The sequence below is a fragment of the Rhodococcoides fascians A44A genome (assembly GCF_000760735.1).
GTDB lineage: Bacteria > Actinomycetota > Actinomycetes > Mycobacteriales > Mycobacteriaceae > Rhodococcoides > Rhodococcoides fascians_E.
Genome location: NZ_JMEX01000008.1, coordinates 1166898 through 1186968, shown reverse-complemented (window position 1 = coordinate 1186968; position 20071 = coordinate 1166898). Strand labels below are relative to the sequence as shown.

Sequence of the window (20071 nt, the reverse complement as noted above, 5' to 3'; positions counted from 1 at the left end):
CAGGTAAGAGAAAGAGAGTCACCACCATGCGTACTGGGTCCAACAGGTTCGGCCGGGGTCGAACGGCCGGAACGGCGGCCTGGCAAGCAAAATCCACGAAAGCAGGAGCTCGCCGGATGGCGACGGCTGCAGTCGTCGCTGCTGCGCTGATCTCCCCGTTCGGAGCCGCAGGCATCGCTCAGGCCGCGCCGACGGCCCTGACCGCGCCGTCGCAGACTCAGGCCCCGTCCGGTGCGAGCGTCACGGCCGTCGACTGGCTGTCCGACCGCCGCGTGGCCCTCTGGATCGACTCCCCGTCGATGGGAACGCCCATCCAGGTTCAGCTCCTGCTCGCTCGTGACTGGAACATCAACCCCCAGGCGACGTTCCCGTCGGTGTGGATGCTCGACGGTCTGCGTGCCACCGACATGGAGAACGGCTGGACCGCCGAGACCGACGCGGAGTCCTACTTCGCGGACAAGAATGTCAACGTCGTCCTGCCGGTCGGTGGGCAGTCGAGTTTCTACTCGGACTGGGTGGACCAGGACAACGGCAAGAACTACCAGTGGGAGACGTTCCTGACCAAGGAACTCCCGCCGATTCTCGAAAGCAGCTGGCGCACCAACCAGACCCGCGGCGTCGTGGGCCTGTCGATGGGCGGCACCGCTGCGATGTTCCTCGCTGCTCGTAACGAAGGCTTCTTCAAGTTCGCCGGGTCGCTCTCCGGAATGCTGACGACCACGACCCTCGGAATGCCGCAGGCAATCCAGTACGCGATGGCGGACGCCGGTGGTTTCGACTCCAAGGCGATGTGGGGCGCACCGTCGAACGACCTGTGGGCACAACATGATCCGTACCTTCTCGCGGAGAAGCTGAAGGGCGTGAGCCTGTACGTCTCGAGCGGCAACGGCGTTGCCGGACCGTACGATCCGCCGTCGGGCATCCCCGGCGTCAGCTCCAACTACGCCGGCATGGGCCTCGAGATCCTGTCCCGCCTGACGTCGCAGACGTTCGCGACCAAGCTCAACAAACTCGGCATCCCCGCTCAGGTGGTCTACCGCCCGTCGGGACTGCACACCTGGGAGTACTGGGAGTTCGAGCTCAAGCAACTGTGGCCGCAGCTCGCGAGCGCGCTCGACGTCGAGGCGGACAAGCCGTCGTGCAGCGTCGCCGGAGCAATCGGAAACGCCGCGGGAGCGAACTCCTGGCTGGGCGACTGCCTGACGGCGGAGTACAACGTCGCGGGTGGCCGTGCACAGGACTTCCGGTTCGGTCGCGTGTTCTTCAGCCAGGACACCGGCGCTCAGGTCGTTGCCGGAGCAATCGGCGGTAACTACCAGGGTTCGGGTGGGCCTGCGGGTCCCCTCGGCTTCCCGAAGACCGGTGAGTTCGGAACCCCCGACGGCCGCGGACGAGCCAATGCTTTCCAGAACGGCATGGTCTACTTCACGCCGCAGACCGGCGCGCACGCCGTACGAGGAGCCATCCTCGACGAATGGGCGCGCCAGGGCTACGAGGCCGGGCCGCTCGGCTACCCGGTGCTCGACGAGGTCGCCACACCGTCGAAGCCCGGCGCGGTCCAGGGATTCGAGATCGGTGCGATGTACTGGAACCCTGATCTCGGTACGCATTCCGTGCAGGGCATGATCCTCGGAAAGTACGGTCAGATCGGGTGGGAGAACGGGCCACTCGGCTTCCCGAAGACCAGCGAGCTCGGCCCGATCAGGGACGGCGGCAGGTTCAACGAGTTCGAGGGCGGCAACATCTACTGGAGCCCCCTGACCGGCGCCTGGGCGATCCGCAACGGCGAGATTTTCGACGCGTGGAAGAGCGTCGGCTACGAAGCCGGCCGGCTGGGCTACGTCACGAGCGATCAGTTCGAGATGGACGGCGGCGGAATCCAGCAGAACTTCCAGTTCGGCATCATCACCGTCAAGGACGGCAAGGTGACCATCGCGCCGTGACGTCGCGGCACGTCGGCTCCTGCAGGGTCCCTCAGAGTTCTCTCAGTGGCCGTCGGTAGCGTCTCGGTTTGTCGTCGTCCGTCCGGCCGCCCGGTCGTGAACCCATCGACCTCCGGGTCATGGTCCCAACGAAACGTCGAAGGACTCTCCATCATGCGCACTTCTCTTTCCCGGACACTGTCCCTGGCGGTACTGAGCGTCGCCGCGGGCGGCCTGCTCGTCGCCTGCGGTAGCGACGACTCCACCGCGACCGGGTCACCGTCCACGTCGTCGACCACCACGGCGGCGGAGACGACCAGCGCGGAGGCAACCTCGTCGCAGGAGACGTCGAGTGCGGCTCCGACGACCAGCCCCGGCGATGCGGCGACCGCACCGCCGGAGCAGCCGCAGCCGGTGCCCGAGGGATTCCCCGGGCCGACGGAGGCACCCGTCGACGCGCGGGGCCAGGCGTTCCTCGACGAGCTCGAGAAGCAGGGCGTCACAGTTGCGGGCAACGGTGAGATCGCCATCTCGACGGCGTCGTACATCTGCTCCGCCCAGTCCCAGGGCGTGCCCGCCGACGAGATCGCGACGTTCGTGACCGCCAACGTCGGTGTGGAGGCGAGTGCCGCCGGCACCCAGGTGTCCGCGGAGCAGGCAGGTGAGACCGCGCAGGTCTACATCGCGTCCGCTCAGAACACCATCTGCAAGGCCTGACGGACACGTCGATGGCCAATCGAACGAAGCGCAAGAGAAGGCTGCTGCCGAAGCTGCTCGCAGGGGTGGTCGTTCTCGGGCTGATCGTCGTAGCCCTGTGGTACCTGCTGGCCGGACGTCTCCCGAAGGAGATCCCGTCGCCTCTGCCGGGGCCAGGGCCCGATCAGCCGCAGTCGCAGCCCGCCGATTGCGCCGACGTCGCGGTCATCGCGATTCCGGGAACGTGGGAGTCGGCCGTCGGCGACGATCCGTACAACCCGACGGCCAACCCGGCGTCGCTGATGCTGAACGTGACCCGCCCGCTGCAGGAACAGTTCGATCCGTCGCGGGCGAGCGTGTACACGGTTCCGTACGTCGCTCAGTTCTCCAACCCGATCGCGTTCCCACCGGACGGGCAACAGTCCTACAACAACAGCAGGACCGAAGGCACCGCCGCGGCCAGAGCCGAACTGGCTCGCGTCAGCGATCGCTGCCCGTTGACGAGCTACGTTCTCGCCGGCTTCTCCCAGGGTGCGGTCATCGCCGGGGACATCGCCGCCGACATCGGTGCGGGCAACGGCCCCGTCGCCGCGGACAAGGTCCTCGGTGTCACGTTGATCGCCGACGGTAGGCGCGACGGCACGTCGGGAACAGATATCGGACCGCCCGTCGACGGCGTCGGTGCCGAGGTCGCGCTCGGTGGTCTCGACCTTCCGGGAATCACGATGACGGGTGCGCGTCCGGACGGTTTCGGAGCGTTGAACGACCGCGTGAATCAGATCTGCGCGGCGGGCGACCTCATCTGTGCGGCACCCTCGGAAGGGTTGTCGCTGCGCAACATTCCGCAGAGCATCGGCATCCTCGCGGGTGCGGCAGGCAACCCGGTCCACGCGTCGTACAACTCGTTCGTCGTCGACGATGCAGGCACGACGTCGACGCAGTGGACGGCGGGCTGGGCGGCCGGGTTGATCTCGTCGGCGCCGGAGATTCCGCACTCCTGATGCACCCCGTGTAGTTCTCACAAGGTCGCCTCGGGGCACCTGAGGAATACGCACAAAGGTGGTCCCGGCGTACCCCGCGAAGTGTATTCCCATGTCGTGAGCAGATAGAGTGGCGCCTTGGACCAGCTGGCGATTGGCGCTGGGCACCGAAGATGACCGCACGAGGAGACCTATACATGTGTTCTGCCCAGGCCCCCGATCTGCCCGCAGAAGGGCACGTCACGGCACTGCGCAAGTTCCGATTCGCGGCAGGCGGAGAAGGCAACGCGGAGGAGGGCGGGGCGCGTAAGTTCGTCAAGCTGGCTCAGCAGGCGGAGGAGCTCGGGTACGACAGCTTCATGATCCCCGATCACCTGGGCAACCAGGTCGGGCCGATCGCTGCGCTGGGCGCCCTGGCCGTCGCGACCGACAAGATCAGGCTCGGTACGGCTGTCCTCGCCAACGGCTTCCGGCATCCGGCGATTCTCGCCAAGGACGCCGCCACCATCGACGTGCTGTCCGGCGGTCGCCTCGAGCTCGGTCTCGGCGCGGGCTGGATGCGCGACGAGTACGACAAGGCGGGCATCCAGTACGACAAGCCCGGTATCCGCATCGAGAAGCTGGAGGAGAGCCTCGAGATCCTCGACACCTTGCTGCGCGGCAAGGAGTGCAACTTCGAGGGCAAGCACTTCCAGATCTCCGGACTCAAGGGCAGCCCTCGTCCGCGGCAGGGACCTCGTCCTCCCATCTGTGTCGGTGGCGGCGGCCCTCGCATGCTCGCGCTCGCGGCCAAGTACGCGGACATCATCTCGGTGGTTCCGGCCAGCACGAAGGAAGGCAAGCTCAAGCTCTCCGGTATGACGCTCGAGCAAACCCTCGAACGCGTCGAGCTCATTCGCGCAGCAGCCGGGGATCGCTTCGACGAGATCGAACTGAACTGGGCCATCACGACCATCGTCGTCACCGACGATCGCGAGCAGATGGCGGAGATGGCGCTCGCCGCATTGGACAACGGATATCCGCCCAACGTCGACGTGGACGTGAAGCTGAGCGTCGAGGACATCCTGACGTCGCCGTACCTCGCATTCGGGACATACGAGGAGATCGCAGATCAAATCCGTAACGTTCGCGCGAAAACGACGATGTCCTATGTCGGGGTTTTCCCCACTCAGATGGAAGCGTTCGCTCCGGTCATCGACCTGTTGAAAGGCGAGTGACCGAAGGACGTGTCTTCCGGGCATGCGCCGCCGTTTCGGAGGAGCATGACGAAGACAGCAAGTATTTGCCGTGAGGCAAGCTACCAGCTAGTAATATTCACGCAGTTCGGGTGCGAGTCGTGAGTGAAAAGGAAGTCGGGGCGCGGGCCGAAAGAGCTCCGGGGCGCCAGCTTCGGGAAGCGCAATCGCAGCGGACACCGTCGGAGGAGAAACGAACACCATGAGCCACACATTCGATGACTACATCGATGAGAACGGCCACATCACCATCGCCGAAGGCAAGACGCTCGTCCGCCACGTCGAGGTGAACGTCGCCGAGAACGCCGACACTCTTGCCTATCGGTTCATGGATTACTCCCGCGAACGTGACGGTGAAGCACACGAGCTCACCTGGGTCGAGTTCGGCAAGCGTCTTCGCGCGGTGGCAGCACGGCTGCAGCAGGTCACCCAGCCCGGTGATCGCGTCGCAATTCTTGCTCCGCAGGGCCTCGACTACGTCGTCGCATTCTTCGGCGCCATCTACGCAGGCACCATCGCCGTGCCGCTGTTCGACCCCGACGAGCCCGGTCACACCGACCGTCTGCACGCGGTCCTCGGCGACTGCAGCCCTACCGCGATCCTGACGGCCACCAACTCCGCGGCCGGTGTCCGCGCCTTCTTCCGTGCACTCCCCGCCAAGGAGCGCCCCCGCGTCATCGCTGTCGACGCCATCCCGGACAGCGTCGGCGAGACCTGGGTCGAGCCCGCCGCCAAGCTCGACGACATCGCGTACCTGCAGTACACCTCCGGCTCCACCCGCGTCCCCGCAGGCGTGGAGATCACGCACCGCGCGGTCGGCGTCAATGCGCTGCAGATGGTCGACAGCATGGAGATCAACGAGGACTCGCGCGGCGTCACGTGGCTGCCGATGTTCCACGACATGGGCCTGCTGACGGTCATCCTGCCCGCGCTGGGCGGCAAGTACATCACCATCATGAGCCCCCGCGCGTTCGTGCAGCGGCCGTGGCGCTGGATCAAGGAACTCGCCGCGGTCTCCGACGGTGCAGGCACCTTCGCCGCCGCCCCGAACTTCGCGTTCGAGCACGCTGCGCAGCGCGGGTTGCCGAAGAACGGCGAGAAACTCGACCTCTCCAACGTCATCGGCCTCATCAACGGCAGCGAGCCGGTCACCACCACGTCGATGAAGAAGTTCAACGACGCGTTCGGCCCGTACGGCCTGCCGAAGTCGGCCATCAAGCCGTCCTACGGCATGGCCGAGGCGACGCTGTTCGTCTCCACCAGCAAGCATGCCGACGAGGCCAAGGTCGTCTACGTCGACCGCACCGAGCTCAACGCAGGCAACTTCGTCGTCGTCGACGCCGACGCCCCGGGCGCGATTCCGCAGGTCTCGACCGGCACCGTCGCTCGTAGTCAGTGGGCAGCGATCGTCGACTCGGACTCCGCGACCGAACAGGCCGACGACCACGTCGGCGAGATCTGGCTTCACGGCGAGAACATCGGTCAGGGCTACTGGGGTCGCGACACCGAGACCACGGAGACGTTCCACAACAAGCTCGTCAGCCGCATCGCGACCGGCTCGCACGCCGACGGTGCCCCGGACGGCGCCAACTGGATGCGCACCGGAGACTTCGGCGTCTACCACGACGGCGAGCTGTACATCACCGGCCGCGTCAAGGACCTCGTCATCGTCGACGGCCGCAATCACTACCCGCAGGACCTCGAATTCTCGGCGCAGGAATCCAGCAAGGCACTGCGCCCCGGTTTCGTCGCCGCCTTCTCGGTCCCGCTCAACCAGCTCCCGGACATCGTCTTCGACTTCAGCGGCTCCGCGCTGACGAAGGATCCCGAGGACGGCGCCGAGCAACTCGTCATCGTCGCCGAGCGCGCCCCGGGCGCGGGCAAGGCAGATCCGCAGCCCATCGCCGACGAGGTCCGCGCCGCCATCTCGGCACGGCACGGCGTCACCGTCCGCGACGTACTGCTCGTCCCGGCCGGATCCATCCCCCGCACCTCCAGCGGCAAGATCGCCCGCCGCGCCTGCAAGGCCGCCTACATCGAGGGCACCCTGCGCGGCGGCTACCAGCAGCAGGCCTTCCCCGACGCGGAACTGCCGGACTGACGTCTTCGGATCGGGTCCCGTTTCCTTCTACACGTAACTTGGTGAGTGATGGCTGAACAAGAAACCGACAAGATCCAGCGTGCGTCAGAAGCGTCCGGTCATTCCGCAGGCTCCACTCCTGTGAACGGCGACTTGACTGTCGCTCAGCTTCGCGAGTGGCTACGGAACTGGGTCGCCGAGGCAACCAACCAGTCACCGGACCAGATCTCCGACGACCGGCCGATGGAAGAGTTCGGCCTGTCCTCGCGTGACGCGGTCGCACTGAGCGGTGAGATCGAGGAGCTCGTCGGAGTCACGCTGACCGCGACGGTGGTCTACCAGCACCCGACGATCGCGTCGCTCGCGAAGATCATCATCGAGGGCGAACCCGAGGTACCCGCGGGCGATGTCGACGACTCCTTCTACACCCGCGGCATCGTCGCCGGAGACTCGCACGACATCGCCATCGTCGGCGTCTCCACCCGTTTCCCCGGAGCAGGCACCACCCCCGAGGAGATGTGGGCCCTGCTCAGCGAGGGCCGCGACGGCATCACCGATCTGCCCGACGGCCGCTGGGAGGAGTTCACCTCCGACCCGGCCATCAAGGCAGCCGTCGACGCCACCGTCACCAAGGGCGGCTACCTGGACGACGTCAAGACGTTCGACGCCGAGTTCTTCGCGATGTCGCCCAACGAAGTCGTCAACGTCGACCCGCAGCAGCGGCTGGCTCTGGAGCTCACCTGGGAGGCGCTCGAGCACGCGCGCATCCCCGCCAGCTCGGTCAAGGGCTCGCAGGTCGGTGTCTTCATCGGCAGCTCGTCCAACGACTATCAGCTCCTCGCCGTCAGCGACCCGAAGGCGCACCCGTACGCCCTGACCGGAACGTCGACGGCCATCGTCGCCAACCGCGTCTCGTACTTCTACGACTTCCGTGGCCCGTCCATCGCAGTCGACACCGCGTGCTCGTCCTCGCTCGTCGCCGTCCACCAGGCCGTGCGCAGCCTGCGTACCGGTGAGTCGGACCTCGCCGTCGCCGGTGGCGTCAACATGTTGCTCGCACCGCCCATCACCGTCGGCTTCGGTCAGACCGGTGTGCTCGCGCCCGACGGCAAGATCAAGGCGTTCTCCTCCGACGCCAACGGCATGATTCGCTCCGAGGGTGGTGGCCTCGTCGTACTCAAGCGGCTCGAGGACGCCAAGCGCGACGGCGACAACATTCTCGCAGTGGTCGCAGGCTCGGCCGTCAATCAGGACGGACGCTCCAACGGGCTGCTCGCACCGAGCCCGGATGCTCAGGCCGACGCGCTGCGCTTCGCCTATCGCGATGCAGGTATCGCACCGTCCGGCGTCGACTACATCGAGGCGCACGGCACGGGAACCATCCTCGGTGACCCCATCGAGGCCGACGCTCTCGGACGTGTCGTCGGACGTGGCCGCGACGCAGACAAGCCGGCACTGCTCGGATCGGCCAAGACCAACTTCGGTCACCTCGAATCTGCCGCCGGTGCAGCAGGTTTGATCAAGGTCGTGCTGGCCATGCAGCAGAACCGTCTGCCTGCCTCGCTCAACTACGCGGGACCGAACCCGTACATCGACTTCGACAAGGCACACCTGAAGGTCATTCCTGAGGGTTCCGAATGGCCGCGCTACACCGGCAAGGCCGTCGCGGGTATCTCCGGCTTCGGCTTCGGCGGCACCAACGCCCACGTCGTGGTGAAGGAGTATGTCGCCGACGAAGTTTCGGAGGGTTTCGATCCGGAAGCGGTTGATCCGGAAGCTGTCTTGGTAGAGGGTGTTTCGCCGGTCTCGGAGATCGAGACCACCGATCCCGTCGCCGAGGCCGAAGAAATTCTGGAGCAGTCCGTTTCGGTCGACGAGACGGTCGTCCTCGCGGTGTCCGCTGCTCTGCCATCGCGCCGTAAGCGCGCCGCATCGGATCTCGCCGACTGGCTCGAGACCGAAGAAGGCAGCACGACGCCTCTTGCGGACGTCGGCCGTGCGTTGGCCAAGCGTAACCACGGGCGTTCGCGTGCAGTGGTTCTCGCGAAGACCCGAGCGGAAGCGATCACGGGGCTTCGTGCCATCGCGGCCGGTAAGCCCGGGCAGGGTGTTTTTTCCGCTGATTCGCCGGCCTCCAACGGTGCTGTGTGGGTGTTCTCCGGCTTCGGCTCGCAGCATCGCAAGATGGCATCGACGCTGTACCGCACCAACCCGATCTTCGCGGCGGCACTCGACGAGGTCGACGAACTGCTGATCGACGAGGCCGGCTACTCCATCAAGGAGATCATCCTCGACGATTCGCAGACGTACGAGTTCGAGAACTCGCAGGTCGGTATCTTCGTCATCCAGATCGCTTTGGCTGCAACGCTTCGTGCGCACGGCGCCGAGCCCGCCGCCGTCATCGGGCACTCGATGGGTGAGGTCGCCGCCGCATACGTCGCAGGCGGGCTCAACCTGGAAGACGCCGTGCGGATCATCTACGCCCGCTCGCGACTGCTCGCCGAGGGCCAGGACGGTCTGGGAGCCGCGTCGCAGGGCGCAATGGCATTGGTGGAGTACACCGCCGACGAGGTCACTGCCCTGACCGATCAGTTCCCGGACGTGGAGCCCTGCGTGTACGCCGCGCCGACGCACACCACCGTCGGTGGGCCTCGTGCGCAGGTGGAAGAACTTGTCACCGTCGCCGAAGCAGCCGGAAAGATGGCTCGCCTTCTCGACGTCAAGGGCGCGGGCCACACGTCCGCCGTCGATCCGCTGCTCGGCGAACTCGCCGCCGAACTTGCAGGCATCGAGCCCAGCACGCTGACGGCCGGGGTCTACTCGTCCGTCGATCTCGAGGCGCACTACCGCGTCGGACACGAGGCCATCCACGGCGTCGACTACTGGGTCAAGGGCATGCGGCACCCGGTGAACTTCACCCAGGCCGTCAATGTTGCTGTCGGAGACGGCCACACGACGTTCGTCGAACTGGCTCCCAATCCTGTCGCGCTGATGTCCGTGGCGGCGACGGCATGGGCTGCCGGTGTTGCGGACTCGACGCTGATTCCCACCTTGAAGCGCAAGGAAGACGAGTCCGAGACGTTCCTCGCTGCCCTGGCGCAGCTGTACGTCCACGGCCACGCCCTGGATCTGCCGACTCTCTTCGCCGAAGGTGGCTACGCTCCCATCCCGCGTACGGCCTACCTCCGCAAGGAGTTCTGGCTGAACACTCGCGTCAATTCCAGTGGTAGCGGCCGTATTCCGGGATCGCACGTCGCCCTCCCGGACGGCAGGCACGTCTGGGAGGTCGAGGCGCCGAGCGTCGAGTCTCTGGGAACTCTGGTCGAAGCCGCGGCAGCGCAGGTCTTCTCGGGCGTTGCGCTCGGTGCATCGGTGTCGCACGCCGCCATCCCGACCGCAGGAACCTTGGTGACCACGCTGACCCCGCACCTCGGGGGAGCGTCCGTCCAGGTGCACGCGCACGCGGGCTCGTCGTTCACGTTGCTGCACGACGCCGTCGTGACGTCGGGCGAGGCGCTGCCGGAACCTGTTGTCGCCGAGCCATCCACGGGTGTCGTGGACCGTGGCCGGCCCGGAGTGGAGGAGTTGCCGGAGGTTGTCGAGGACTTCGGTGATCGTTGGGATCCCAACGGCAACCAGAAGCTCGAAGACCGCCTGGCCATCATCGTCGCCGAGTCCATGGGGTACGCACCCGAGGACCTGCCTCCCGAGATCCCGCTCATCGAGCTCGGTCTCGATTCCCTGAGCGCCGTCCGTATCAAGAACCGCGTGGAGTACGAGTTCGACATCCCCACTGTTCAATTGCAGGCCGTCCGGGACGCAAACCTCCTCGAGGTGGAGAAGTACCTGCGGTACGCGATCGAGAACCGTGAGGAAGTTCAGGCTCTCGCAGACAAGCAGGCGGCCGAGAAGGAAGCGGAAAAGGAAGCCGAGAAGGCTGCCGAGGCCGGAGCGGGGGCACGGGACGCCGCAGTCGACACCGCCGTCGCGTCGGACGAGGTTGCGACGCCGAGTGCGGAGTACCAGCCGGCGCCGTCCGCGCAGACCGATCTCGGTGGCAAGGAAGCTTTCGCGGAAGCAGCGGGATCCGATGTTCCGCCACGTGACAACGCCGAGCGCATGACGTTCGCGACGTGGGCCGTGGTGACGAAGGAATCCGCCAAGGGCATCTTCAACACGCTCCCGATTCTCGACGACGAGACCGCGGAGAAGTTGGCGGCGCGCCTCACCGAGCGGGCCGGCGGCGAGATCACCTTCGACGACGTGCTGGATTCGGAGACGATCGAGCAGCTCGCGGACAAGGTGCGTCCGCACCTCGAGGGCGGAGAGATCGACGGTCTCGTCCGCAATCTGCGTCCACGTCCGGAAGGATCCACCGCGACACCGGTGTTCGCGTTCCACTCGGCCGGCAGCTCGACGGTCGCGTACGAACCACTGCTGCGCAAGCTCCCTGCGGGTACTCCGATGTACGGGTTGGAGCGCGTCGAGGGGCCGATTTCAGTCCGTGCGGCGGAGTACGTTCCGCTGATCAAGGCGATCCAGCCGGAGGGCCCGTACGTCTTCGTCGGATGGTCCCTCGGCGGCATCCTGGCCTACGAGGTCGCCCGTCAGATGGAGGAAGAGGGCATCGAGGTCGCGTACGTCGGACTCCTCGACACCGTCATGCCGGGTGCGAAGATTCCCGACACCAAGGACGAGGTTCGTCGTCGGTGGGAGCGGTACGCGAAGTTCGCGAAGAAGACGTACGACGTCGACTACCCGATTCCGTACGACAAGCTCGTCGAAGCCGACGACGAAGGCCAGATCCGGATCATCACCGATCTGGTCAAGCTCAGCGGCGCCAAGATCCCGGGCGGAATCATCGAGCACCAACGCACGTCGTGGCTGGACAACCGCGCGATCGAAACAGCGGAGCTCAAGCCGTACGGCGGCCCGGTGACGCTGTACATGGCGGACAAGTACCACGACGACGCCATCGCGCTCGAGCCTGCCTACGCCACTCGTGAGGATCACGGCGGCTGGGGACCGGTCGTGAAGGATCTCGAGATCGTGCAAATCGGAGGCGACCATCTCGCCGTCGTCGATGAGCCGTACATTGGACGAATTGCGGCACACATGACGAAGAAGCTCGATGAGATCGAGTCGCTGAGAACCGGAGACTAAATCTTGACTGGTACTACCGCCGAAAAGTTGGCCGACCTGCGGGCCAACCTCGAACTTGCCAAGGAACCGGCAGGTGAGATCGGTATCGCCAAGCGCGCGAAGAAGGGCATCCCCAGTGCCCGGCAACGCATCGACATGCTGCTCGATCCCGGCAGCTTCGTCGAGATCGGCGCCTTGGTGAAAGCGCCCAACGACCCGTCGGCTCTCTACAGCGACGGTGTCGTCACCGGTCACGGAACAGTCGACGGTCGCCCCGTCGCCGTCTTCTCGCACGACCAGACGGTGTTCGGCGGAACTGTCGGCGAGATGTTCGGCCGCAAGGTCGCCGGCGTGATGGACTTCGCCATCAGGGTCGGATGCCCGGTCATCGGCATCAACGACTCCGGTGGCGCTCGCGTGCAGGACGCCGTGACGTCCCTGGCCTGGTACGCCGAACTGGGGCGTCGCCACGAGCCGCTGTCCGGAATGTGCCCGCAGATCTCGGTCATCCTCGGCAAGTGCGCAGGCGGTGCCGTCTACGCGCCCATCAACACCGACGTCGTGGTCGCCACCGAAGAGGCGTACATGTTCGTCACCGGACCGGACATCATCAAGTCCGTGACCGGCGAGGACGTCAGCCTCGACGACCTCGGAAGTGCACGCAAGCAGGCGCAGTACGGCAACGTGCACCACGTCGCGCCCGACGAGAAGGCCGCGTTCGACTGGGTTCGCAACTATCTCAGCTACATGCCGTCGAGCTGCCAGGAAGACCCACCCGTCGTCAACCCGGGTCTCGAACCCGAGGTGACGGACTCCGACCTGTCGCTCGACAAGATCATGCCCGACGCCGACAACGCCGGTTACGACATGCACGACATCATCCTTCGGCTGTTCGACGACGGTGAATTCCTGGAGATGTCGTCGGAGATCGCACCCAACGTCATCACCGGTCTGACCCGTGTCGACGGCCGGTCCGTCGGTGTCGTCGCCAACCAGCCGATGTACCTCTCCGGTGCACTCGACGCCGACAGTGCCGACAAGGCAGCACGTTTCGTGCGCATCTGCGACGCCTACAACATTCCGCTGGTCTTCCTCGTCGACACACCCGGCTTCCTCCCCGGCGTCGACCAGGAGAAGGTCGGCGTCATCAAACGCGGTGGCCGATTCCTGTTCTCCTACATCGAAGCATCGGTACCCAAGGTCACCGTCGTCGTCCGCAAGGCCTACGGCGGCGGTTACGCCGTCATGGGTTGCAAGCAGCTCGGTGCCGACATCAACTTCGCTTGGCCCACAGCGCGTATCGCCGTCATGGGTGCCGAAGGTGCCGTCAACATCATCGGCCGCAAGCAGATGGCCGCCGCGGGAGAGAACGCTCCCGCCGTGCGTCAGCAGCTCATCAACTTCTACAACGAGCACGTGGCCACTCCCTGGGTCGCCGCGGAGCGTGGCTACATCGACGCCGTCATCGAGCCCTCGAGCACCCGCCTCGAGCTCCGCAAGGCGCTGAAATTGCTGAAGGACAAGGAAGTCTTCAAGAACCCACGGAAGCACCACCTGTTCCCGATCTGACTGTTGCTGGGTGGCTGCCCCCTGCCGCATGCTGAGCAAGGACCGCCGTCGCTCCCTCGGTCCACGTTTCCGGTGCCTGATGTGTCGGTGGAGAGTTCGAGGTGGTCTGGCATGCTGTCCGAATGACTGCGGGGCGTGAAACGACGGCATTGGTGAAGGTGGTCTTCGAGCTGCCCAGGACCGAGGACAACTGGCCACCTGTGGGTTCCGAGCGTATGTGGGCGATACCCCGTGGTGACGATCTCGTCGAGCTCAACAACACGCCGTTCTTCGTTCGGGGCGCTGCCGAAGGCGACATCGTCCGTGTCGAGGAGAACGCGGACGGCGAACTCGTCGTCCAGGACACCGTCGAACCGTCGGACAACTGCACGGTCAGAGTCATCCCGTTGCGGGACGGCGGGGAGACCCTTCAGTCGGTGATGGACGTGTTCGGGGAACTGGGTGCCGAAGGCGAAGGCGCCGAACAGTTCAACTTGCTCGCTTTGAATCTTCCGTCGTCGGTCGACCATGGTGCCATCAAGCAACTGCTGATGGCAGGCGCGGCCGACGGCCGATGGGACTGGGAAGGTGGCGCGCTCACCCAGGAATTTCGCGACGCCTGATCGCGTGCCTGGGCCCGTCACGTGATCAGGAACGACCATCCCGACGGTCGAGGATTCTGCTCGAGCCGACAATTGCCACAGCAGAGAGAAATATGGTCGCGCCGACTACGGACAGGGTGGATCCCGCGGTGAGCGAGCCACCGTCTCCGAAGGTGCCGGTGGCGAGTTGTGTTGCACGCGAGACCAAGGCATGCGGCAGTACGACGATGGCGGCACCGACGTCGGCGGTGAGCAGGAATGCCGAGACGCCTGCGCCGACCAGCGCAAGGGCAATCGGTACGGCGAAGGATCCGACGAGCATCGACAGTGCGGACTGCACTGCGGCCAGTGGAACCGCCGCGAAGATGGTCAACCCGGCGGCGATCCACAACGGCGCGGGCAGTGGTCCGTCCAGTCCGAACACCAGTTTGCCGACGACGAGGACTGTCGCGACCATCGACACCTGCATGGCAGCGGTGAGGAGTGCCACGACCGAGGTCTTGGCGACGACGATTCGTAGCGAGGGGGCCCGGCCGCTCATCAGGAAATTCCAGTTCCCTCTGTCGTGCTCGGGTTTCCAGATCAGCGATGCCAGGAGGGCGACTCCCAGTGCGAGCGGGAAGAGGCCGTGGAACACCACCGTTCGCAACCAGAGTGTGTGCCAACCGTTCTGAAGTTGTTCTCCGGACAGAACTGTATTGAATGTTCCGACTCCGACTATCAGGATGGGCAGCAGGATCACGACGGTCAGGCTCTGGGATCGTTTGAGTTTGATCAGTTCGGCGGCAACGGTGTTCATGCCAGAAACTCCTGTCGATCGAGCCGAGCCGTGACGAACAGAAACAGTGCGACGCCGACGACGGCGAGCCCGGCCACACTGGTGTAGGACGGGGACAGTGTCATGACGTGGTCGCCTCGGTAGTCCGCGGCGGACGCGAGTGCGTAGTACCCCCACGGTGTGAGATGTGCCAGCCACGAGGGAAATCCGGATGCGCAGATCGCGACGACGGTGCCCAGGACGCCGATTCCCAGCGAGATCAGCTGGTTGACCGCGAGTGTCGAAACCGTCAGGTGCAGCGTCAGGACCGCGAGATTGACGACGACCATCGCGCCTGCGTAACCGAGCCATGTCCACAGCGGCTTCGTTCCGCCGAGTAGCGCCCCGAGGGAGACGGCCGCGACGGTCGCTGTGGTGACGACGAGTCCAGCGGATACCACCTTGGCACGTAGGAGTTCACCGAGGGCCACTCCGGTGGCGCGACTGAGAAGCCATCCGTTGCCGTGGTGTTCGATGTCGATGGTTCGGCTTGCGACTACGGCGATCATGAGCGGCGAGACGAGGGGAAACGCGAGGGACAGTCCGGCGAGGGACAGTACCGAGGCGTGCTGTGCGGCATCCCCTGTCATCGTTCCGACGACGGTCAGCGCGACGATGCCGGCGGTCATCGACGCAGCAAGGGCCACGAGGTGCAGATGCCGCAGTTTGGCGAACTCGTTGCGCAGTATGTTCACAGTCTTCCGCCGCTCGTGAGGTTCATGAAGACGTCGTCGAGTGACTGCTCGTCTCGCCGGACTCCGTAGACCCCGGCTCCGGATGCGACGAGTTCGCCGACGACGTGGGCGGTGTGAAGGTCGTCGACGGATGGGATACGCAGCGTCTCTCGATCCCGAAGCTGTTGTTCAGCAGTGGAATTGGGGTTGTCTGAACCGAGGATGTCGATGACGACGTCGGGAGTGGAGGCGGCAAGAAGTTGGTCGCGGCTGCCTTGGAAGATCAGTCGCCCCTCGCTGAGAATTCCAAGTACGTTCGCCGTCTTGTCGATCTCGCCGAGGAGGTGCGACGACACCATGACGGTCACTCCGTGCTCGGCGAGATGCTTCAGCAGGGCTCGAATTTCCTCGATTCCCGCGGGATCCAGTCCGTTGGTGGGCTCGTCGAGCACGAGAAGTCGGGGTTCGCGGGCCAGTGCCATGGCGATTCCGAGTCTCTGCTTCATTCCGAGTGAGTAGTTCTTCACCTTCTTGTTCAGTTGGTCCTGCAGTCGAACGGTGGCGACGGCGCGAGTGATCTGGTCGTCGGTCGAGCCCAGGTATCGTTGCACGATCTTCATGTTCTCTGCGCCCGTGAGGTGACCGTAGCCGGGTGGTGATTCGATCAACGAACCTATCTCGGTGAGCAATTCGCGTCGGGTGTCAGAGTTCATCGGTCGACCGAACACTTCCACTTCACCGGAAGTCGGCCGGATCAGAGACAGCAGCAGTTTCATCGTCGTCGACTTGCCCGATCCGTTGGGACCGAGGAAACCGTAGACGCAGCCCTCGGGAATGGCGAGGTTCACGTCGTCGACGACGGTGTGGTTGTCGTATCGCTTGACGAGGCTGTGAGTTCTGACGATGTCCATGCCTCGACCCTGCCGCGGATCGAGGATGGAATCATCCGTCCAGAGGATCAATCACGAGTACTACCGCGGTATGACCCGGTGAAGGGCAACGAGCTCTACCGATCGAACACCCTCAAGTTCCCTGGCGTCCAGAAGCCGGACCTGGTGACTTCGTTGGTGTCGAGTGTTGCCGGTACAGCGCCGGGGTAGTACTGCTCGTACCGTTCGAGCGAGCCCCAGTCACGAGCCCAGTCGCGGTCGAGGTACGTCGGGACGGTGACGGGACGGGCGAGGAGTTCGCTCCAGCCGAGTGGTCCGCCGTTGTCGCCGGACTGCCAGGTGTCGGTGGAGCTGACGGCCAATGGGCGGTCCGGGAGGATGCGGTATCCGGGTACTTCGGCGACGCCGTATTCGTGGTCGAACGGGCGCTGGCAGGGGAACTGCAGTCCGACGGCCCAGTCGAGCAGTACGGGCTGTTCGCTACCGATGAGGTCGTTCAGCTTCTCCAGCTGAGGTACTCGCGGTGGTGTGAATGCGAACCACTGGTCGCCGGTGAGGTTGGGGTCGTTGGCGACGATGCGCACGGCGTCGGCGTCGGCGGGCAGGTCCGCGATGGGGATGCGGAGGTTGCGCCACGACGGTGCGGGTCCGATGTCGCGGGGCAGGTAGGTGCCCTTGACGTCGACGGTTCCGTTGGGCTGACGCGTGCCGTACTCGACGAGGAGCGACTGGCCGTATGTCATGGCGCCCGTGTCGTCGTAGGACAGGATGCGGCCTGCGGCGGACACGACGATCAGCGGTGCGCTGTCGGAGCGCTCGGGCAGCGAGTACCAGCTCGAGGTCGCCGACGCGGGTTCCTGGATGCCTGGCTGGTAGGAGCCGAGGACGGGGGTGGTGGCCGGGTCCAGTCCGAAGGGCAGGGCTGCGGTGGAGCCGTTGACGCCGAGGGCGCCGATGCCGCCGCCGGTGCCCGAGCTCTGGCCTTCTTCGAATGCGGGTCCGACGCTCTGCTGGTCGGTGTTGCCCTGTCCGGGTTTCACCTCGACGGCGTCGGCGCTGAGGTCGGTGGGAATTCCGTTGGGGGTGAAGCCCGACGGGGTTTCACCTCCGAGTGGGCCGGTCTGTGGGTCGAAGGCCGACGGGATGGGGTTCAGGATGCCGGCGTTGGGGTTCGATTCCACCAGTACGTCGTTCGCGAGGCCGCACGAGTTGCCGGTGAGGGCCTGGACGTTCGAGCGTGCGAGCGAGTAGGCGGGGTACTGGGACACTGCTCCCTTGACGAGGGAGAGGACTTCGAACAGCACCATGAGCCCGGCGATCACCGTCAGCGGTGCGGCGGCGAATTTCTTGATGCGCCTGCCTCGTTCGCTACCGGCACGGGGTTGTGGCGGTGCGTAACCCTCACGGAGGTACTGCCATCCCGCCAACGCGAGTGCGGCGGCGAAAAGCACGAGGAACAGGGTGTTGGATTCGTTTCCGCCGAGCGAGACGGTCTTGTCGAACCACGGCACGCCGTAGCTCGACACGTACCAGTACCCGTTGATTCCCGAGAACGCCAGTGCCAGCACGAACATCAGGCCGGCGAGGAATATCGTTCGGTTTCGGCGAGACCTCAACGCGCTGGCGGAGATCGCGACGGCGGTCAGCGCGGCGAGGCTGCCCGCGATGCCTGCGTACGACCCGAAGTGGTGGGTCCACTTGGTCGGGTTGAACATCATGAAGAAGATCGTTCCGAACACGACGCCGATGAGACGCCAGGCCGGTCCGTTGGAGATTCCGGGAACTCGCCTGCGTCGCAGCAGGATGAACAGCGTCGAGAACAGGCACAGCAGCATCACGAGGAATGCGAAGCGGCGAGCGACGGAACCGTCGACCGTTTGGACGAACAGATAGTAGTAGCGCAGGAAGTCCTGGTACCACTGCTCGTTGGGGCCGATTGCCGTGCGCACACGCGTCGACTCCATGACCGTCGCGTAGGTCTGATCGGCGAAGACGACGACGAGGACCAGGAAGCCGGCGGCAGCGAGCGGTGCGAGAAGCGGCAGGGTGCCGACCAGGCGGTGGCGTCGAACGACGATGCGCGCCATGGGCCGCGCTCCGGCCAACAGGGCAGCGACACACATCAGGCCCGTCGGCGCCGAGGCGAGGGTGAACGCGCCGATCAGGAACGCCGTCGCAGCAGGAAGCAGTCGGCCGGTGGCGATGGCCCGTTCGATGGAGCACCACGTCAGGAGGGCGCCGAGCGCGACGATGGGCTCGGGGCGGAGGCCGTTGTTGTAGGGCAGCCAGAACGCGAGGAACACGAGTCCGCCGGTCCACAGCGCCACGTTGGACTTGCGTACTGCACGGCCGAGACGCGGGACGACCTCGCGGCTGATGACCATCCAGCAGAGAACGCCGGCGATCAGGGCTGGCAGGCGCATCCAGGGGCTGGCGGTGGAGATCTTCGCGAAGACGGCGAGGACGTCGTAGTACCACCCGAACGGGGCCTCGGGGACTCCGAACCAACGGAAGTAGTTGGCCATGTAGCCCGACTGGTCCGCGGCCCGAGCCATGGTCAGCAGGTAGCCGTCGTCCGAGGTGTTGGCGCCGACGAAGTGCCAGCCGACGAGGACTCCGACGACGGTGACGTCGACTCCGGTGAACTTCCACCAATGCGACGGGAAGAACCGTCGGTGACCGCGTCCGTCGATGCCGTCGAGGCGACCGAGGGCGGTGACGGCGATGATCGTGCAGACCACCGCGAGAATCATCGCCAGCAGCTTCAGGATCGTCGGGCTGGAGGAGAAGCGCGAGTCGACGTCGATGGTGACGTTCAGTCCGGCGGGTGCGGCGCCGTCGAGGTCGGTGAAGACGCCGACGACCTGGGGCCTCAGGTCACCGTCGAGACGTCCGGTGCGTTCGAGGCCTTCGTCGTCGACGAGGCCGGTGAACGATGCCGAGGTGTAGTCGATGTTCGAGGTGATCTCGATGGAGCTGCAGGCTGCGCCCTGTACGTCCTCGCGCGGTGCCGACGCGACGACGACGTTGCGGTCCAGTACGTCGACCGAACCTTCGTTCACTCGCACGAACAGGCTGTTGAGCGCGGCACCCTCGCCCTGAGGCGGCGCGGTGGCGAGCAGCAGCCCGCCCTGCGGGGGTAGTGCGGCCACCGCGGAACACGGGATGGTCGCGGTCAGGGAGATCGGCGCCTGCGAGACGAGCGGGGCGTCGATGTCCTGGATCGAGCCCGATTCCGGCCACGAGATGGTCGACGTCGTCTGCACGACGGGCAGGAACGGCGTCAGGAGAGCCAGGACGGCACCGAGAAGACCCGTGACGATCGCGACCAGACGCGTCGTACGCACCGTGGATCGCAGATCGGTCCCGGTGCCCTTCGACACCGAACCCTTCGGCTGGGGGGCGTCGGGCACGGCGGGAGAATCATTCACGGCGTCGGGCACGGTTGTCGATGTTATTCGAACGTGATCGGTTCACCGCACCCG

12 protein-coding genes are annotated in these 20071 nt (G+C 65.5%); 8 read left to right on the top strand and 4 right to left on the bottom strand.

Annotation, left to right across the window (positions count from 1 at the left end):
- Window positions 1-116: 116 nt before the first annotated feature.
- The 8 genes from BH95_RS17920 to BH95_RS17885 all read left to right on the top strand — a co-directional run bounded on the left by BH95_RS17920 (window position 117) and on the right by BH95_RS17885 (window position 14226).
- Window positions 117-1943: an alpha/beta hydrolase-fold protein gene (locus tag BH95_RS17920; RefSeq protein ID WP_019667129.1), complete on the top strand. Its 1827-nt coding sequence runs from the start codon at window positions 117-119 to the stop codon at window positions 1941-1943.
- A 153-nt stretch (window positions 1944-2096) separates the two neighbouring features.
- Window positions 2097-2639: a DUF732 domain-containing protein gene (locus tag BH95_RS17915; protein WP_033189339.1), complete on the top strand. Its 543-nt coding sequence runs from the start codon at window positions 2097-2099 to the stop codon at window positions 2637-2639.
- A gap of 11 nt (window positions 2640-2650) precedes the next feature.
- Complete coding sequence (locus BH95_RS17910) at window positions 2651-3619, top strand: cutinase family protein (protein ID WP_037160472.1); 969 nt, start codon at window positions 2651-2653, stop codon at window positions 3617-3619.
- A gap of 176 nt (window positions 3620-3795) precedes the next feature.
- A complete protein-coding gene (locus BH95_RS17905; RefSeq protein ID WP_019667132.1) occupies window positions 3796-4815 on the top strand; it encodes an LLM class F420-dependent oxidoreductase in 1020 nt (339 codons plus the stop codon).
- Between the two features lie 220 nt (window positions 4816-5035).
- Window positions 5036-6934 (top strand): long-chain-fatty-acid--AMP ligase FadD32, encoded by a 1899-nt coding sequence (fadD32, locus tag BH95_RS17900; protein WP_019667133.1) that lies wholly within the window; start codon window positions 5036-5038, stop codon window positions 6932-6934.
- Between the two features lie 48 nt (window positions 6935-6982).
- The gene (pks13, locus tag BH95_RS17895; RefSeq protein WP_037183363.1) at window positions 6983-12076 is read left to right on the top strand and encodes a polyketide synthase Pks13; all 5094 of its coding nucleotides are present in this window, start codon (window positions 6983-6985) and stop codon (window positions 12074-12076) included.
- A gap of 3 nt (window positions 12077-12079) precedes the next feature.
- Window positions 12080-13624, top strand: a complete 1545-nt coding sequence (locus BH95_RS17890; protein WP_027498815.1) for an acyl-CoA carboxylase subunit beta — start codon at window positions 12080-12082, stop codon at window positions 13622-13624.
- A gap of 122 nt (window positions 13625-13746) precedes the next feature.
- Window positions 13747-14226: a DUF4265 domain-containing protein gene (locus BH95_RS17885; RefSeq protein ID WP_033189336.1), complete on the top strand. Its 480-nt coding sequence runs from the start codon at window positions 13747-13749 to the stop codon at window positions 14224-14226.
- A 25-nt stretch (window positions 14227-14251) separates the two neighbouring features.
- Here the strand turns inward: BH95_RS17885 and BH95_RS17880 are convergent, their stop codons facing one another.
- From BH95_RS17880 to BH95_RS17865, 4 genes are all read right to left on the bottom strand, one after another.
- Window positions 14252-15004 (bottom strand): ABC transporter permease, encoded by a 753-nt coding sequence (locus tag BH95_RS17880; protein WP_037183361.1) that lies wholly within the window; start codon window positions 15002-15004, stop codon window positions 14252-14254.
- The gene (locus BH95_RS17875) at window positions 15001-15717 is read right to left on the bottom strand and encodes an ABC transporter permease (protein ID WP_037183359.1); all 717 of its coding nucleotides are present in this window, start codon (window positions 15715-15717) and stop codon (window positions 15001-15003) included. The genes BH95_RS17880 and BH95_RS17875 overlap by 4 nt, the downstream gene beginning before the upstream one ends.
- Window positions 15714-16607 (bottom strand): ABC transporter ATP-binding protein, encoded by an 894-nt coding sequence (locus BH95_RS17870; protein ID WP_037183357.1) that lies wholly within the window; start codon window positions 16605-16607, stop codon window positions 15714-15716. The genes BH95_RS17875 and BH95_RS17870 overlap by 4 nt, the downstream gene beginning before the upstream one ends.
- 95 nt (window positions 16608-16702) lie before the next feature.
- Window positions 16703-20029: an arabinosyltransferase domain-containing protein gene (locus tag BH95_RS17865; protein WP_020111808.1), complete on the bottom strand. Its 3327-nt coding sequence runs from the start codon at window positions 20027-20029 to the stop codon at window positions 16703-16705.
- Window positions 20030-20071 lie beyond the last annotated feature (42 nt).

What these genes read in the sequence shown, in the direction of transcription:
- BH95_RS17920 (WP_019667129.1), top strand. Translation starts at nt 117, where the DNA reads ATGGCGACGGCTGCAGTCGTCGCTGCTGCGCTGATCTCCCCGTTCGGA.
- BH95_RS17915 (WP_033189339.1), top strand. Translation starts at nt 2,097, where the DNA reads ATGCGCACTTCTCTTTCCCGGACACTGTCCCTGGCGGTACTGAGCGTC.
- BH95_RS17910 (WP_037160472.1), top strand. Translation starts at nt 2,651, where the DNA reads ATGGCCAATCGAACGAAGCGCAAGAGAAGGCTGCTGCCGAAGCTGCTC.
- BH95_RS17905 (WP_019667132.1), top strand. Translation starts at nt 3,796, where the DNA reads ATGTGTTCTGCCCAGGCCCCCGATCTGCCCGCAGAAGGGCACGTCACG.
- fadD32 (WP_019667133.1), top strand. Translation starts at nt 5,036, where the DNA reads ATGAGCCACACATTCGATGACTACATCGATGAGAACGGCCACATCACC.
- pks13 (WP_037183363.1), top strand. Translation starts at nt 6,983, where the DNA reads ATGGCTGAACAAGAAACCGACAAGATCCAGCGTGCGTCAGAAGCGTCC.
- BH95_RS17885 (WP_033189336.1), top strand. Translation starts at nt 13,747, where the DNA reads ATGACTGCGGGGCGTGAAACGACGGCATTGGTGAAGGTGGTCTTCGAG.
- BH95_RS17880 (WP_037183361.1), bottom strand. Translation starts at nt 15,004, where the DNA reads ATGAACACCGTTGCCGCCGAACTGATCAAACTCAAACGATCCCAGAGC.
- BH95_RS17870 (WP_037183357.1), bottom strand. Translation starts at nt 16,607, where the DNA reads ATGGACATCGTCAGAACTCACAGCCTCGTCAAGCGATACGACAACCAC.